Here is a 15,678-nt window from a genome sequence, read left to right as displayed (position 1 = left end):
TGCTTCCCTTCGGTCTTGCGTTTCCGACTCTATCAGATCTTTCCGATCCGATTTCCTCGGTGCTTTCCAGGTTCCCGCTTCCGCGTTTCCCTTTCCGGCGGATCCGACTCTATCAGAACCTTTCAGTTCCAATACCCGGTCGGCGGGGGCGTCTTGGGCTTCTCGGCTTTCGCCTGTCGGCCTTTCGACATTCACTACGCTAGCCGATTCCCGTTCCGATTCATAATCGGTGTCCGCGGGGTCGAATTCGGACGTGCGGGCACGTCGCTATCGGCCCCGCGAAGGGGCTGTCAGTAGGTAGTGGAGTGGCCGCTCCGGCTGCAGGCGATCGCCGTACCCGGTTCAGCGGCTCGGGATACATTACGCACCTTCTGGGGCGGAGTCAACTTCGGCGCCGCCGGGGCACGTGCGCGCGGTACGGGCTCACCGTCGGGTCGTCGGCGACCCAGTAACGCCACGGGTGGGCGTCGCCGTCGCCGCCCTCGCCGGCGACCCCGGTGCGCGGTCCGTTGCGCACCTGGTCGGCGGGGACCGGGGTGCCGCGCACGATCCGGATCGGGGTGTCGCCGGCGGCGCAGGCGTCGGCGCCGTCGAGGGCACGGTCCACGTCGAGGGCCGTGGCGAGGCGGGCCGGTCCCTTGGCCAGTTCCTTGTCGTTGCGGGCGGAGGCCCGGCGCAGGCGGGCCAGCTCGGCGCCCTCGACGATCTCGCCGGCGCGCAGCAGCACTCCGCTCGCCTGCCCCTCCGGTCCGCAGACCAGGTTCATGCAGTGCCACATGCCGTAGGTGAAGTAGACGTAGACGTGGCCGGGGGGACCGAACATCACGCCGTTGCGGGTGGTGCGGCCGCGGTACGCGTGGGAGCCGGGGTCGTTCGGGCCGTCGTAGGCCTCCACCTCGGTCAGGCGCAGGGCGATCGGGCCGTCCGGGGTCGTACGGACCAGGACGCGGCCGAGGAGGTCGCGGGCGACCTCCAGAACGGGGCGGTCGAAGAACTCTCTGGGCAGGGGCGTACGGTCCGAGGGCGCGATCATGGCTTCCGAGCGTAGTCCAGACGGGTGGGTTTCAAGGACTGGTCAAAGATCCGCGGGCTTGCCAGGGTGTGGCGCGGAACCGGTCGCGGCCGGGTCGCGTTTGTAGGTAGGGCAGGAGCCCACTTCGTAGAGGGAGAGTCATGGCGTTCAAGAAGCTGCTTGCGAGTCTCGGAGCCGGCGGGGCGTCCGTCGAGACGGAGCTGCACGAGGTCAACGTCGTGCCGGGCGGGGTGGTCCAGGGCGAGGTGCGGATCCAGGGCGGGTCCGTGAGCCAGCAGATCGAGGGGCTCTCGGTCGGCCTGCAGGCCAAGGTCGAGGTGGAGAGCGGCGACGAGGAGTACAAGCAGAACATCGAGTTCACCAAGGTGCGGCTCGGTGGCGCCTTCGAGCTGCAGGCGGGCGCGGTGCACGCGGTGCCGTTCGGGCTCGAGATCCCCTGGGAGACGCCGATCACGATGATCGACGGCCAGGCGCTGCGCGGCATGAACATCGGGGTGACCACGGAGCTGGCGATCGCGCGTGCCGTGGACTCCGGCGACCTGGACCCGGTCAATGTGCACCCGCTGCCGGCGCAGAAGGCGATCCTGGACGCTTTCATCCAGCTGGGCTTCCGTTTCAAGCACGCGGACCTGGAGCGCGGTCACATCCGCGGGACGCGGCAGCAGCTGCCGTTCTACCAGGAGATCGAGTTCTACCCGCCGTCGGAGTACCGGGGGCTGAACGAGGTGGAACTGAGCTTCGTGGCCGACGAGCACGCGATGGACGTGGTGCTGGAGATGGACAAGAAGCCCGGTCTGTTCAGCGAGGGCAGCGACACCTACCGCTCCTTCCAGGTGGGCCTGCACGACTACCAGGCGACCGACTGGTCGGCGTACCTGCACCAGTGGATCTCCGAGGTCGGCAGCAAGCGCAGTTGGTTCTAGTGGTTCTAGGCTCGGGGCGGGGATTCCGCAGGCGGGGTCCCGACGCGACGATCCAGGAGGTACCGAGGTGCCCGAGCTGAACAGGCGACCGCTCCCCCACGACTTCCATCCGCCCGTGCCGTCCTTCACGGTCACGAGCGACGACGTCCGGGAAGGGGCGACGCTCAAGGACGCTCAGGTCCAGGCTGCGGGGAACACCTCGCCGCAGCTGCGCTGGGAGGGTTTCCCGTCCGGGACGAAGAGCTTCGCCGTCACCTGCTACGACCCGGACGCCCCGACGGGCAGCGGGTTCTGGCACTGGGTGCTGTTCGACATCCCGGCCTCGGTGACGGAGCTGCCGGCCGGTGCGGGCGGCGGGAAGTTCGAGGGTCTGCCCGAGGGCGCGGTGCACGCGCGCAACGACTACGGGACGAAGGACTTCGGCGGCGCCGCCCCGCCGCCGGGCGACGGCCCGCACCGGTACGTGTTCACGGTGTACGCCGTCGATCAGGAGAAGCTCGGCCCGGACTCGGACGCCTCGCCGGCCGTGGTGGGCTTCAACCTGCGGTTCCACACGCTGGCACGCGCTCAGCTGATCGGTGAGTACGAGGTGCCCGCCGAGGGCTGACGCGTTCTCTCTCCCGGTTCGGTGTTCACCGGACGTTTGCCCGTCTCCGGTCATGGAAGTGATCGGGGGCGGGCAGTTTTATTGCGTTGTCCATCTCGGCGTGCCCGTCCAGAGTTGATCCGAGCCCGCCGGGGGGTGGGCAGGTGCACACGGGAGGTGGGCCGGATGCGGGACACGCTGGTGCTGAACGCGAGCTTCGAGCCGCTGTCGACGGTGACGCTGAACCGAGCCGTCGTGCTGGTGCTCCAGGACAAGGCCGTCGTGGAGCAGGCCCACCCCGAACTGCGGATGCGAGGGGCCGAGGTGGACATCCCGGCGCCCCGGGTCATACGGCTGTGCCGGTACGTACGGGTGCCGTTCCGAAGACAAGCGCCGTGGTCGAGGCGGGGTGTGCTGGTGCGGGACCGGCACCGGTGCGCGTACTGCGGGAGCCGGGCGACGACTGTGGACCACGTGGTGCCGCGGTCGCGGGGCGGGCAGGACACCTGGCTGAACACGGTGGCCTCGTGTGCGGCCGACAATCACCGCAAGGCCGACCGGACTCCCGAGCAGGCGGGGATGCCGCTGTTGTGGGAGCCGTTCGAGCCGACTCCCGCGGATGCGATGTTGTTCGCCCTGGGGGCGGACGACCGTGCTTCGCTGCCGGAGTGGTTGGTGCGGGACGCGGCGTAGGGGTGCGCCGGGGCGCGTCTGTTCCTTCGTCGCGTGCAGGCCGGTGGGTGGCTCGGCGCGGAGTTCCCCGCGTCCCGGGAGGTGGGTGCCTCGGTCGCGTGTCGGGTGCGAGGTCGTTGTGGCTGGGCGCGCAGTTCCCCGCGCCCCGGGGGGTGGGGTGCGGGGAATGTCGGTTGGTGGCGTCAGTCGATGCGGGGCTTCTCGCGGCGTTCCGCGGGGTTGTTGCGGCCGTCGTTCTGGGGCGGGACCGTGGTGCCGCCGCCTCCGTTGCCGCCGGAATTGCCGCCGAGGGGGCCGAAGTTGCCCATCGCGCCGGAGAGGCCCTTGAGGGCGTCGCCGATCTCGCTGGGGACGATCCAGAGCTTGTTGGCGTCGCCCTCGGCGATCTTCGGGAGCATCTGGAGGTACTGGTAGGACAGCAGCTTCTGGTCCGGGTCGCCGGCGTGGATGGCCTCGAAGACCGTACGGACCGCCTGGGCCTCGCCCTCCGCGCGCAGGGCGGCGGCCTTGGCCTCACCCTCGGCGCGCAGGATCTGGGACTGCTTCTCGCCCTCGGCGCGCAGGATCTCGGACTGCCGGACGCCTTCGGCCTGGAGGATCGCGGCGCGCTTGTCACGGTCGGCGCGCATCTGCTTCTCCATCGAGTCCTGGATGGAGGTGGGCGGCTCGATCGCCTTCAGCTCGACGCGGTTGACGCGGATGCCCCATTTGCCGGTGGCCTCGTCGAGGACGCCGCGCAGAGCGGCGTTGATCTCCTCGCGGGAGGTGAGGGTGCGCTCCAGGTCCATGCCGCCGATGATGTTGCGCAGGGTGGTGACGGTGAGCTGCTCGATGGCCTGGATGTAGCTGGCGACCTCGTAGGTCGCGGCCCGGGCGTCGGTCACCTGGTAGTAGATGACGGTGTCGATGTTGACGACCAGGTTGTCCTGGGTGATCACCGGCTGCGGCGGGAACGGCACGACCTGTTCGCGCAGGTCGATGCGGTTGCGGATGGTGTCGATGAACGGGACGACGATGTTGAGGCCCGCGTTCAGGGTCCGCGTGTAGCGGCCGAATCGCTCCACGATGGCAGCGCTGGCCTGCGGGATGACTTGGATCGTCTTGATCAGGGCGATGAAGACCAACACCACCAGAACGATCAGGACGATGATGACCGGTGCCATCGTTGTTTCCCGTACCCTTCTCCGCCTCGGCGCTTTCGGAAGATCTTATGGGCTGACGGCCGTTGAAGATCTTGCTGTCGAGTCTGACAGACCCTCACGTGCCGTGTGGGGTGTTCGGGCCAGTCACATGACGATGGCGGTCGCCCCCTCGATGTCCACGACGTCGACCTCCGCGCCCACGTCGTAGGCGTCCCCGGTGTCGAGCGAGCGGGCGGACCAGATCTCCCCGGCGAGCTTGATGCGGCCGCCGGAGCCGTCGACGCGTTCCACCACGACGGCCCGCTTCCCCTTCAACGCGTCGATGCCGGTGGCCAGTTGGGAGCGCTGTCGGCTGTGCCGGGAGGCGATGGGCCGGACGACGGCGACGAGGGCGACCGAGACGACGACGAAGGCGAGCACCTGGGCGACGACACCGAAGCCGAAGCCGGCCACGACCGCGGCGGCCACGGCGCCGACGGCGAACATGCCGAACTCCGGCATCGCGGTCACGACGAGCGGGATTCCGAGCGCGGCCGCGCCGACGAGCCACCACACCCATGCGTCGATGTCGTTCACATGGTCATGGTAGGGCCGTGGGCCCTGCGACGGACAGGGCGCACGGGGGGCGGCTCGCGGCGAAGGGCGGCTGCGGGGTGGGGTGTTCGGGGGTTTCGCGGTTCGGTCCGGCGGGTTCGGCGCCGGGCCGGGGCGGGGTCAGGACAGCGGGAGGCCCTGCGCGGTCCAGCGGTCGCCGACCTGCTCGACGACGAGCGGGAGGCCGAAGCAGAGGGAGAGGTTGCGGGAGGTGAGCTCCAGCTCCAGGGGGCCGGCGGCGAGGACCTTGCCCTGACGGATCATCAGGACGTGGGTGAAGCCGGGGGCGATCTCCTCGACATGGTGGGTGACCATGATCATCGAGGGGGCGATGGGGTCGCGGGCCAGCCGGCCGAGACGGCGGACCAGGTCCTCGCGGCCGCCGAGGTCGAGGCCGGCGGCGGGCTCGTCCAGGAGCAGCAGCTCGGGGTCGGTCATCAGGGCGCGGGCGATCAGGGTGCGTTTGCGCTCGCCCTCGGACAGGGTGCCGAAGCGGCGGTCGAGGTACTCGGTCATGCCGAGGCGGTCGAGGAAGGCGCGGGCGCGCTGCTCGTCGATGTCCTCGTACTCCTCCTGCCAGCCGGCGGTCATGCCGTAGGCGGCGGTCAGCACGGTCTGCAGGACGGTCTGGCGCTTGGGGAGCTTCTCGGCCATGGCGATGCCGGCCATGCCGATGCGGGGGCGCAGCTCGAACACGTCGGTGCCGGGCTTGCCGAGGGTCTCGCCGAGGATGGTGGCGGTGCCCTGGCTGGGGTAGAGGTAGCTGGAGGCGACGTTCAGGAGGGTGGTCTTGCCGGCGCCGTTGGGGCCGAGGATGACCCAGCGCTCGCCCTCCTTGACCGACCAGGAGACCTGGTCCACCAGAGCCCGGCCCTCGCGGACCACGGATACGTCCTGAAGCTCCAGAACATCGCTCATGAGCGCGTTGTCTCCCCTTGCAGTGTGCCGCCGGTCTCGGCTGTCGCGTACGCCTGTGGCTCGGTCCGCCGCGCCGGTGGGCGCAGCCCCCAACGAATCTACGCCACGAGACGGGCGGGCCGTTCCATCGGTCGGTCCTTAGGGTGGGGGCATGCTCTCGGAACCGCGCTCTGGACGCCTTGCCGCTTGGGGAAATGCCTTCCTTGCCGGACTTGTCTCACCGGATGACGCCGTGCTCGCCATCGTGGGCGAGGACGCCGTCCACCGGGTGGTGGGACTGCCCGGCGAACCGGAGCCCGTCGGGCTGACGCTCGCGCTGGGGCGGCTGCGGGGGCTGGGGGCGGGGGCGCTGCGGGTGGCGCTGCCCGCGCCGGGGCATCCGCTGGGGCTGAGCGGGCCGCCGGAGTTCAACGCGCGGGCGCTGGAGGCGGAGGAGGCGGTGATCTGTCACGGCGCGGCGTGGGGGCTGGTGCCGGAGGTGACGGAGGCCGGGCCCGAAGGTGATGTGCACGTCGAGGTGGTGTGGCGGGCGCTGCCGGTGCGGGAGGCGCCGCCGGCCGATGTGCCGTCGCTGGGTGAGGCGGAGCGGGAGCTGGCGGAGGCGCTGCGCGAGGCGACCGAGGTGCTGGCGCGGCTGGACGTGGCCGGGTCGGGGCCGGTGGCCGAGGCGGCGATCGACGCGTACCGGGCTCGGGCGGAGCGGGGGCGCGAAGTGCTGGCGCCCGGGTATCCGCCGCGGGCGGTGCGGGTGCTGGAGCTGGCGCAGCGGGTGGGGTTGCTGGTGTCGCTGGCGTACGGGAACGGGCCCGGGGGTGCGGTGAGCGCGTCCGAGATGGCGGCGCGGGGGGCCGCGTTGCGGCCGGTGGAGCGGACGGCTCGGCGGGCGCAGGTCGCCGCGTACAACTCCGTTGTGGAGGAGCGGGAGAAGAGGGTGCGGTGAGGGGGCTTTCCGAGGGGGCGGTGGGTGTCGGGGTGGGCGGCGCCCGGCGCTACGTGTTTCCGGGCGGGCGTCGGTGTGGCTCCGCACCGGGCGGTACGTGACGTTCGGCGCGCGCCGATGTCCTCGGCGCCCGGCGGTGGGGCGCGCGCCCGTGCCTTCGGCCGGCGCGGGGCGCCCGGGATGCACATCCGCGTGAGATGGACGAGGGTGCCGCTGCGTGCCTGGGATCTTCCGCCGGCGTCGGACGCGACGAGCAGCGCGCTCGCGCGGGTGACAGAGGTGCCGGCCGCGCGCGCCTTCGGCGGGGTGGGCCTCCCGGCGGGGCCGGGAGGCCCGGGGGCTCAGTGGTTGAGGCCGAGGTTGCCGAAGGCGGGGTTCAGGACGCCGATGACGTTGACGCTGTTGCCGACGGCGTTGACCGGGACGTGGACCGGGGCCTGGACGACGTTGCCCGAGAGGACGCCCGGGGAGGCGGTGGCGGCGCCGGCCGCGCCGCTGGCGGCGGAGGCCATTCCGGCGCCCGCGGCCACGAGCCCGCCGGTCACCATCGTCACGGCCACTGCCTTCTTCAGGTTCTTCACTTCTGAGCCTTCCTGGTGATCGCGCCGCGGCAGTCGCCGCGGTACGCCCTGGAGAACGGCCGGGCCCGCGGAAGGTTGCGCCATCCGGGGGACATTCCCACGACGGTATGAATCTCAGCCCGGAGGACCCGCCGGGTCAGTCCGTCACACCGTGGCGTACGGCCCACAGCGCGGCCTGCGTGCGGTCCGCCAGGTCGAGCTTCATCAGGATGTTCGACACATGGGTCTTGACCGTCTTCTCGGACAGCACCAGCGCACGGGCGATCTCCCGGTTGGAGCGGCCGTCCGCTATCAGGCCGAGGACCTCCCGCTCCCGTTCCGTCAGGGAGCCGCCGCGCCCCAGGCCGGACTGCGCCTCCTCCTGGGACAGCAGCGCGCCCGCGACCTCCGGCTGGAGCAGGATGTGCCCGGCGTGCACGGACCGGATGGCGCCGGCCAGGGCCTCCGGGTCCACGTCCTTGTAGACGTATCCGGCGGCGCCCGCCCGCAGGGCCGGGACCACCGTGCGCTGCTCGGTGAAGCTGGTCACGATCAGCACCCGCGCGGCGTTGCCCAGGTCGCGCAGCCGGCGCAGCGCCTCGACGCCGTCCAGGACGGGCATCTTCACGTCCATGAGGACCACGTCGGGCCGCAGCTCCTCGGCGCGGGCGACGCCCTCCGCGCCGTCCGCGGCCTCGCCGACGACCTCGATGTCGTCCTGCACCTCCAGGAAGGTGCGCAGCCCCCGGCGGACCACCTGGTGGTCGTCGACGACCAGCACCTTGATCGCATCAGCCACCGGGCACCTCCATTTCGATCGCAGTGCCCTTGCCGGGCGCCGATTCCACGGTCAGCGTGCCGCCGGCCCCGCTCGCCCGGTCGCGCATCGACACCAGCCCGAGGTGGCGGCCCGCGCCGCGCACGGCGTGCTGGTCGAAGCCGCTGCCGTCGTCGGCGACGCGCAGCACCGCGCCGCAGCCGCGGCGCTCCAGGGTGACGTCGACGTGGTCGGCGCCCGAGTGCCGCAGCGCGTTGTGCAGGGCCTCCTGGGCGACGCGCAGCACGGCCTCCTCCTGGGCGGCGGGCAGCGCGCGGATGCCGTGGGCGGTGAAGGTGACGCGCGCGCTGTGGGCGCGGTCGAGGACCTGGATCTGGGTGCGCAGGGTGGCGACGAGGCCGTCCTCGTCGAGCGCGGCGGGGCGCAGCTCCACTACGGCGGCGCGCAGCTCGTCGGCGGCCTCGGCGGCGAGCGCGGCCACCTGCTGGAGTTCGCCCTTGGCGCGGGCCGGGTCGCGGTCGACCAGGGCGGCGGCGGCCTGTGCGGTCAGACGCAGGGAGAACAGCTTCTGGCTGACCGCGTCGTGCAGCTCGTGGGCGAGGCGGGAGCGCTCCTCGGCGATGGTCAGCTCGCGGCTGCGCTCGTAGAGGCGGGCGTTGGTGAGGGCGATGGCGGCGTGCTGGGCGAGGAGGGCGAGCAGGTCCTCGTCCTCCTGGGTGAAGCCGCAGCCGCCCGCGGGCTTGGCGCAGCGCTTGTCGGCCAGGAAGAGCGCACCGATGACCTCGTCGCCGTCGCGGATCGGCAGGCCGAGGAAGTCGGACATGTCGGGGTGGGCGGCCGGCCAGCCCTCGAAGCGCGGGTCCTGGCGCACGTCGGCCAGTCGCTCGGCCTCCGCCTGGTGCAGCATCGCGGCGAGGATGCCGTGCTGGCGCGGGAGCGGGCCGATGGCGCGCCACTGCTCCTCGCTGACCCCGTCGACCACGAACTGGGCGAAGCCGCCGTGGTCGTCCGGCACGCCGAGGGCGGCGTACTGCGCGTCGAGCAGCTCTCGGGCGGAGGCGACGATCGTCTTGAGGACGTCGCGCACCTCCAGGTGCCTGCTCATGGCCAGCAGCGCGGAGCTGACCGCGGCGAGGCCGGACCGGGGGCCTTGGCTCATGTCCTCAAGGTACCGGCGGGGTCCGACAGCGCGGATCGGCCCTGTGGCGGCGTCGCACCGGGACGCTGGTCCTAGGTCCCGGGCCCCGGCCCCGGTCCGTCCGGACGCCCGGAGGTTCCTGGGCCGTCCCCGGGTGCCGGGTGTTTTCCGGGCCGCCCCCGGGTGTCGGGGCGTTCCCGAGCCGTCCGGGAGCCCGCCGGAAATCCCTCGAATTCCGCTCACCGAGAGCATTGCGGTGGCAACTTCGCGTAAGGAAGAGTCGGCCCCGATGTGAGGACCCACATAGGACGCACGTCACGTACGAACGGGCATAGGAGACAAAGACCCCCGGATGAACGGGGCAGATGGCCCATTCTGTCCTGTTTTATGTGTTCCTGATCCACTATCCAGCTTCGTACGTCACACCTTTGCCACGAGATTTTGCGGGAGCTAAGAATTGCTCTCGTCGCTCAGCGCCGCGGGTTTTCCGCTCGCGGCGTTCGTGTGGGTAGGACCCCCTCCCGCAGTCCGGAGAGCGACCTCCGCGCTACTCGAAGAGGTCCGTTTCGCATGTCCAAGAACTTCAGTTTCATCCGCAAGAGTCGTGCTCTGACCAAGACCCAGAAGCTCGCCGCCGCCGGCGTCACCACGCTCGGCGCCGCCGCCATCGCCGTCTCCGCCGCCGTGCCCGGCGAGGCCCAGACCACCGTCGCCGCCGACACCGCCGCGGCCCCGGTCTCGGTCGCCTCGCAGCCGGTCAAGGACGTCAAGGCCAGCGTGACCGACCGCCTCGCCGGCGACAGCCTCAAGGTCCAGGCGATCGCGGCCAAGAAGCAGGCCGCCGCCAAGGAGAAGGCCGCCGTGGCCGCCAAGCAGGCCGCCGCCCAGCGCAAGGCCCAGGCCGCGCACCACGCCAAGCAGGCCGCCGGCCGCGCCGCGCAGCGTCCGCAGATGCAGACGGTCGCCGCGTCCAAGACCTACGGCAACGACCTGAACGGCTGGATCCGGCAGTCGCTGGACATCATGAAGCAGCACAACATCCCGGGCTCCTACAGCGGCCTGCACCGCAACATCATGCGGGAGTCCTCGGGCAACCCGCGCGCGATCAACCTGTGGGACATCAACGCGATCAACGGCATCCCCTCGAAGGGTCTGCTCCAGGTCATCGACCCGACCTTCCGGACCTACCACGTCCCGGGCACCTCGTGGAACATCTACGACCCGGTGGCCAACATCACCGCCGCCTGCAACTACGCCGCCCACCGGTACGGCTCGATGGACAACGTCAACAGCGCGTACTGAGGTCGGCGCGGACCTCTGACAGACGCGGAAGGGCGGCACCCGTCGGGTGCCGCCCTCGGCGTACCAGGGGACTTCGTGCGCCCCGCGCTACTTGCGCATGACCTCCGGCTCGTGGCGCCGCAGGAAGCGGGCCACCAGGAAGCCGCAGACCGCGCCGAGCGCGATCAGCGCGACCATGTCGATGCCCCAGGCCGAGACCGCGTGGTCCCACAGCGGATCGGTGCTGGTCGGGTCGTCGGTGTTCGGGGCGATGTTGTTGAAGTCCAGCGTGGCGCCGGCGGCGGCGACGGCCCAGCGCGACGGCATCAGATACGAGAACTCGTTCACGCCGAGCGTGCCGTGCAGCGTGAACAGGCAGCCCGTGAACACCACCTGGATGATCGCGAACATCACCAGCAGCGGCATCGTCTTCTCGGCCGTCTTCACCAGCGACGAGATGACCAGGCCGAACATCATCGAGGTGAAGCCGAGCGCCATGATCGGCAGGCACAGCTCCAGCAGCGTGCCGTTGCCCAGGACCAGGCCCTTCTCGGGGATCTCCCGGCTGGAGAAGCCGATCACGCCGACCAGCAGGCCCTGCAGCACGGTGACCACGCCGAGCACGACCACCTTGGACATCAGGTACGCCGAGCGCGACAGGCCGGTCGCCCGCTCCCGCTCGTAGATGACCCGTTCCTTGATCAGCTCGCGGACCGAGTTCGCGGCGCCCGCGAAGCACGCGCCGACCGCGAGGATCAGCAGCACCGTGGTGGCCGTGCTGTTCGGGACGTGCAGGCCCGTCTTGGGGTTGACCGGGTTGACCAGCAGGCCCTGGTCGTGGTTGATGAGCAGGCTGACCGCGCCGAGCACCGCCGGCAGGATCACCGTCAGCGCCAGGAAGCCCTTGTCGGAGGCGATCACCGAGACGTACCGGCGGATCAGGGTCAGCAGCTGCGAACCCCAGCCCTGCGGCTTGGGCGGCTTCATGGCCTGCGGCGGCGGCATGGGTACGGACTGCGCGGCGACCGAGTCGATGTCCGCGGCGTACATCTGGTAGTGCTGCGAGCCCTTCCAGCGGCCCGCCCAGTCGTAGTCGCGGTAGTTCTCGAAGGCGGAGAACACGTCGGCCCAGCTGTCGTAGCCGAAGAAGTTCAGCGCCTCCTCGGGCGGGCCGAAGTAGGCGACGGAACCGCCCGGCGCCATCACCAGCAGCTTGTCGCAGATCGCCAGCTCGGCCACCGAGTGGGTGACCACGAGCACGGTGCGGCCGTCGTCGGCCAGGCCCCGCAGCAGCTGCATGACATCGCGGTCCATGCCCGGGTCGAGACCGCTGGTCGGCTCGTCCAGGAAGATCAGCGACGGCTTGGTCAGCAGCTCCAGGGCGACCGAGACTCGCTTGCGCTGGCCGCCGGAGAGCGAGGTGACCTTCTTGTCCTTGTGGATGTCGAGCTTCAGCTCGCGCAGCACCTCGTCGATCCGGGCGTCGCGCTCGGCCGCCGTGGTGTCGGCGGGGAAGCGGAGCTTGGCCGCGTACTTCAGCGCCTTCTTGACCGACAGCTCCTTGTGCAGGATGTCGTCCTGCGGGACCAGGCCGATGCGCTGGCGCAGCTCGGCGAACTGCTTGTAGAGGTTCCGGTTGTCGTAGAGGACCTCGCCCTGGTCGGCGGGCCGGTAGCCGGTGAGCGCCTTGAGCAGGGTGGACTTGCCGGAACCGGACGGTCCGATGACCGCGATCAGCGACTTCTCCGGGACGCCGAAGGAGACGTCCTTGAGGATCTGCTTGCCGCCGTCGACCGTGACGGTGAGGTGGCGGGCGGAGAAGGACACCTCGCCGGTGTCGACGAACTCCTCCAGCCGGTCGCCGACGATCCGGAACGTCGAGTGGCCGACGCCGACGATGTCGCTGGGGCCGAGCGTCGCCGAGCCGCCCTTGGGGATCGGCTGGCCGTTGACGTACGTGCCGTTGTGCGAACCGAGGTCGCGGATCTCCATGCGGCCGTCGGGCGTCGCGTGGAACTCGGCGTGGTGGCGGGAGACCTGGAGGTCGGAGACGACCAGGTCGTTCTCCAGCGCACGGCCGATGCGCATCACGCGGCCGAGGGAGAACTGGTGGAACGTGGTGGGGCTGCGGTCGCCGTGGACCGGCGGCGCCCCCGCGCCGACACCGGGTCCGCCCTGCTGCTGGTGCGGGATCGACGGCGCCGGCGGCTGCGCCTGCGGGTGCGCCTGCTGCCAGTCGGCCGGTGCGGCCTGCTGCTTCGCGACGGGCGGCTGCTGCGCCGGCGCCTGCTGCGCCCAGCCGGCGTTCGCGCCCTGCGCGGCGACGGCGGCCGCGGCGGCCGACAGACTCAGCCGCGGGCCGTCGGTCGCGTTGCCGAGGTGGACGGCCGAGCCCGGGCCGATCTCCACCTGCTGGACGCGTTGTCCCTGCACGAACGTGCCGTTGGTGCTGCCGTGGTCCTCGAGTACCCAACCGCGGCCGTCGAAGCCGACGGTGGCGTGGCGCCAGGAGACCCTGGCATCCTCGAACACGATGTCGCCCTGGGGATCGCGTCCCAGGGTGTAGCGCCTGGACGGGTCGAGCGTCCAGGTCCGTCCATTGGTTTCCAGTACGAGTTCCGGCACTCCATGCCCCACTGAGTTGTCCCCCGAGTTACCCCCGTCACAGGGAGTGTAGGGATGTCGAACATCGTGAGGAACTATTTCAGGCTCGGCCCTCTGACCGAAAGCCGGGCCTTGTCATGAGTGGGTAACGCCCGCTCGACTTCCGTTACACCGCCGGGGGTTGAAAACCGGGCGCAGAGTGGTATTCCCACCCGAGGGGGACATGCGCGGCGGCCGTGCCGCGCCGCGGATCGGGGGGTCTGCCATGAGTGCTGCCACGGCGGTCGTGGACGGCGGGCGCGGTGCGCGCCCGCCGTGGCGGCATGTCCTGCTGTCCGCCGTCTCCTGCGTGAGCTGGGCGTTGATCGGCATGGCCGGCACGGCCGCGCTCGGGCTGCATCTGCTGCGCGCGGACGCCGCCGGTTCGCTCGGCCCGATGACCGCCGCGGCGGTGGCCCTCGGGGCCGGCGGCACGGTACGGCCCTCGGGCGACGTGTCCGCGTTCGGTCTGCACGGCGCGCAGGCGCACACCGCCGTCGAGATCACGCCACTGGGCGTGAGCCTGGTCGGTGCGCTGCTGCTGTCCTGGCTCTTCCTGCGGTCCCTGCGCGCGGCCCCGTTCGGCTTCGGCCCGGGCGAACTCCTGGTCCGGGCAGGGGCGGTGGTGGCGTTGTTCGTGGCGATGCTGGGCGGTCTCGCCTGGGCGGGGCACGACGTGGTGACCCTGGACGGGAGTTCGCTCGGTCTCGACGGACTGCCGGGCGGGACCGGTCCGGGGGGCGTGCGCATCCCGGGGGTCGGCGATCTGGGCGACCTCGGCGGGCTGTTGCCCGACCGGATCGGCGGGCTCGTCGACGCGAAGGCCGCGGTCGGCTTCACCGTCGACGCGGCGCCCACGCTGCTCGGCGGGCTCGGCTGGTCGGCGGGCGTGCTGCTGATCGCGCTGCTCGCCTCGCGCCGCACCCCGCTGCCACGGGGCTGGGACGCCGTCCACCGGGTCGTACGGCCGGCCGTGTCCGCGCTCGTCGCGGTGCTGCTGGTGGCGGTGGCCGCGGGGCTGGCCGCCGCCGCGTACGCCGCGCTCGGCGACGACCACCCGGGACGCGTCCTGGGGGCCGCGGTGCTCGGCGCGCCCGACGGGGTGTGGCTCGGCGTGCCGCTCGGGCTGTTCGTCCCCTGGGACGGCGCGGCGACGGGCGGACTGGCCCACCTGCTGCCGGCTCCGCTGGACCGGCTGCTGGACGCGCACTCCGGGCGGCCGGTCACGCTGGGCCGCCTGGCCGAACTGGACGGCCGGGTATGGCTGCTGGCGGTGGCGGCGGCGCTGATGATGCTGCTGGCGGGGGTGCTGACGGCGGTTCGGACGCCGGTGGGAACTCGGGTGCGATCGTCGGCGGGCGCGGGGTTCGCGGCGGGGCCGGGCGGGGTGGCGGCGGGGCCGGGCGGGGTGATGGGCGGTGCGGTGGGCGGTGCGCCGGTGCGTACGGGGTTCGTGGGGCCGGACGGGGCGGCGGCCGGTGGGGACGGGGGTCCGCCGGGGGCGGGGGTGCTGGGTTTCGTGGGGCGGTGTGCGCTGCGGCTCGGGGTGGTCACCGCCCTCGCGTTGCCGCTGCTCGCCTGGCTGACGCGGGTTTCCGTGAACGCCTCGCTGTCCGTGTTCGGCCTCGACGCCTTCGGCGCGGGGATCGAGCTGCACGGGCACCTGGGCGCGGCGCTGCTGCTGGGCGCGGTGTGGGGGTGCGGGGCGGGGGCCGCCGGGGCCGTGCTGGCGACGGCGACCGGAGCGGCGGGGCGGAGGGCGGCGCCTTTCGCGCGGGCGGCGGGAGACACGCTCGGTGCCGTAGGGGTGGGCGGTCCGGGGGACGTACGGGGTGATGCGGGTGACGTACGAGGTGCTGGGGATGACCTACGGGGCGCTGGGGACGACCTATGGGGCGCTGGGGGCGTACGTGGGTCGGCGGGCGTGCCGGACGCGGGCGCCGTGCGGGACGGCGCGGGCGGTCCCTACTCCCCCGGTGCTCCCTACCGGCCGCCGAACCCGGCGACCAACCCGTACCTCCGTCTCCGCGGCGGGCCGGCTGCTCGGGAGGAGGGGCGGGGCGAGGGCGGTGGTGGGTCCGCGCGCCCGCCCCGGCCGACGAGCGCACCGGAGGACGTGCCCGACGACGTGCCCGACGACGTGCACGGCGCGCCCACGCTCGCGGGGCCTGTACCCCCTCCGCCCGTCAGGCCGCCCGTCAGGGGCGCACCGCCCGGGCGGCCCGCCCGCCCTCGGCCGTCCGGCGCCTGGCCCCCACCGCCACCGCCACCGCCGGACGACGCGCCGCCGCCCCCGGAGCCCTCGGGACCCCCGCCTCCACCGCGCCCGCCGAGGAAGTGACCCGGCCGGGGCCGCACCGGCGATGGGCCGTGCGCCTCCGGTGACGTACCACCGGAGGCGCACGGCCCATGGGCGCGCCGGACCTCGCTCCGCGGCGCGGGCGGGCGG

At 72.1% G+C, this 15,678-nt stretch carries 14 protein-coding genes; 6 read left to right on the top strand and 8 right to left on the bottom strand.

The genetic code is table 11. The features are described from left to right. Nucleotides 1–382: 382 nt before the first annotated feature. The gene (locus tag K7787_RS10260) at nucleotides 383–1,033 is read right to left on the bottom strand and encodes a DNA-3-methyladenine glycosylase (RefSeq protein WP_009187882.1); all 651 of its coding nucleotides are present in this window, start codon (nucleotides 1,031–1,033) and stop codon (nucleotides 383–385) included. Between the two features lie 140 nt (nucleotides 1,034–1,173). On the opposite strand from K7787_RS10260, the gene K7787_RS10255 reads away from it, so the two are divergent. The 3 genes from K7787_RS10255 (at nucleotide 1,174) to K7787_RS10245 (ending at nucleotide 3,235) form a co-directional block, all read left to right on the top strand. Then, a complete protein-coding gene (locus tag K7787_RS10255) occupies nucleotides 1,174–1,956 on the top strand; it encodes a sporulation protein (RefSeq protein WP_009187883.1) in 783 nt (260 codons plus the stop codon). Between the two features lie 67 nt (nucleotides 1,957–2,023). Further along, nucleotides 2,024–2,563, top strand: a complete 540-nt coding sequence (locus K7787_RS10250; protein ID WP_009187884.1) for a YbhB/YbcL family Raf kinase inhibitor-like protein — start codon at nucleotides 2,024–2,026, stop codon at nucleotides 2,561–2,563. Nucleotides 2,564–2,728: 165 nt separating this feature from the next. Next, nucleotides 2,729–3,235, top strand: a complete 507-nt coding sequence (locus tag K7787_RS10245) for an HNH endonuclease (RefSeq protein ID WP_009187885.1) — start codon at nucleotides 2,729–2,731, stop codon at nucleotides 3,233–3,235. A 182-nt stretch (nucleotides 3,236–3,417) separates the two neighbouring features. Here K7787_RS10245 and K7787_RS10240 read toward each other — a convergent pair whose 3' ends face one another. The 3 genes from K7787_RS10240 to K7787_RS10230 form a co-directional block, all read right to left on the bottom strand. Next, a complete protein-coding gene (locus K7787_RS10240; RefSeq protein WP_019982939.1) occupies nucleotides 3,418–4,398 on the bottom strand; it encodes an SPFH domain-containing protein in 981 nt (326 codons plus the stop codon). A 123-nt stretch (nucleotides 4,399–4,521) separates the two neighbouring features. Continuing rightward, nucleotides 4,522–4,953 (bottom strand): NfeD family protein, encoded by a 432-nt coding sequence (locus K7787_RS10235; protein WP_223001187.1) that lies wholly within the window; start codon nucleotides 4,951–4,953, stop codon nucleotides 4,522–4,524. 138 nt (nucleotides 4,954–5,091) lie between these two features. Continuing rightward, nucleotides 5,092–5,889: an ABC transporter ATP-binding protein gene (locus K7787_RS10230; protein ID WP_009187888.1), complete on the bottom strand. Its 798-nt coding sequence runs from the start codon at nucleotides 5,887–5,889 to the stop codon at nucleotides 5,092–5,094. 151 nt (nucleotides 5,890–6,040) lie between these two features. Between K7787_RS10230 and K7787_RS10225 the strand changes: the two genes are divergently transcribed. Beyond that, complete coding sequence (locus K7787_RS10225; RefSeq protein WP_223001186.1) at nucleotides 6,041–6,829, top strand: Rv1486c family protein; 789 nt, start codon at nucleotides 6,041–6,043, stop codon at nucleotides 6,827–6,829. A 341-nt stretch (nucleotides 6,830–7,170) separates the two neighbouring features. On the opposite strand, the gene K7787_RS10220 is transcribed toward K7787_RS10225, so the two are convergent. The 3 genes from K7787_RS10220 to K7787_RS10210 all read right to left on the bottom strand — a co-directional run bounded on the left by K7787_RS10220 (nucleotide 7,171) and on the right by K7787_RS10210 (nucleotide 9,326). Further along, complete coding sequence (locus K7787_RS10220) at nucleotides 7,171–7,410, bottom strand: chaplin (protein WP_019982935.1); 240 nt, start codon at nucleotides 7,408–7,410, stop codon at nucleotides 7,171–7,173. A gap of 136 nt (nucleotides 7,411–7,546) precedes the next feature. Beyond that, nucleotides 7,547–8,188, bottom strand: a complete 642-nt coding sequence (locus K7787_RS10215; protein ID WP_009187891.1) for a response regulator — start codon at nucleotides 8,186–8,188, stop codon at nucleotides 7,547–7,549. Continuing rightward, nucleotides 8,181–9,326, bottom strand: a complete 1,146-nt coding sequence (locus tag K7787_RS10210; protein ID WP_164390541.1) for a GAF domain-containing sensor histidine kinase — start codon at nucleotides 9,324–9,326, stop codon at nucleotides 8,181–8,183. Before K7787_RS10210 ends, K7787_RS10215 begins: the two co-directional genes overlap by 8 nt. 549 nt (nucleotides 9,327–9,875) lie before the next feature. On the opposite strand from K7787_RS10210, the gene K7787_RS10205 reads away from it, so the two are divergent. Next, complete coding sequence (locus K7787_RS10205) at nucleotides 9,876–10,607, top strand: transglycosylase SLT domain-containing protein (protein WP_019982932.1); 732 nt, start codon at nucleotides 9,876–9,878, stop codon at nucleotides 10,605–10,607. Between the two features lie 87 nt (nucleotides 10,608–10,694). On the opposite strand, the gene K7787_RS10200 is transcribed toward K7787_RS10205, so the two are convergent. Beyond that, a complete protein-coding gene (locus K7787_RS10200; RefSeq protein WP_223001185.1) occupies nucleotides 10,695–13,211 on the bottom strand; it encodes an FHA domain-containing protein in 2,517 nt (838 codons plus the stop codon). Between the two features lie 244 nt (nucleotides 13,212–13,455). On the opposite strand from K7787_RS10200, the gene K7787_RS10195 reads away from it, so the two are divergent. Then, a complete protein-coding gene (locus tag K7787_RS10195; RefSeq protein ID WP_223001184.1) occupies nucleotides 13,456–15,570 on the top strand; it encodes a streptophobe family protein in 2,115 nt (704 codons plus the stop codon). Nucleotides 15,571–15,678: the final 108 nt, after the last annotated feature.

The organism is Streptomyces sennicomposti (genome assembly GCF_019890635.1).
Classification (GTDB): Bacteria; Actinomycetota; Actinomycetes; order Streptomycetales; family Streptomycetaceae; genus Streptomyces; species Streptomyces sennicomposti.
This window is presented reverse-complemented; position numbering and strand designations above follow the sequence as displayed.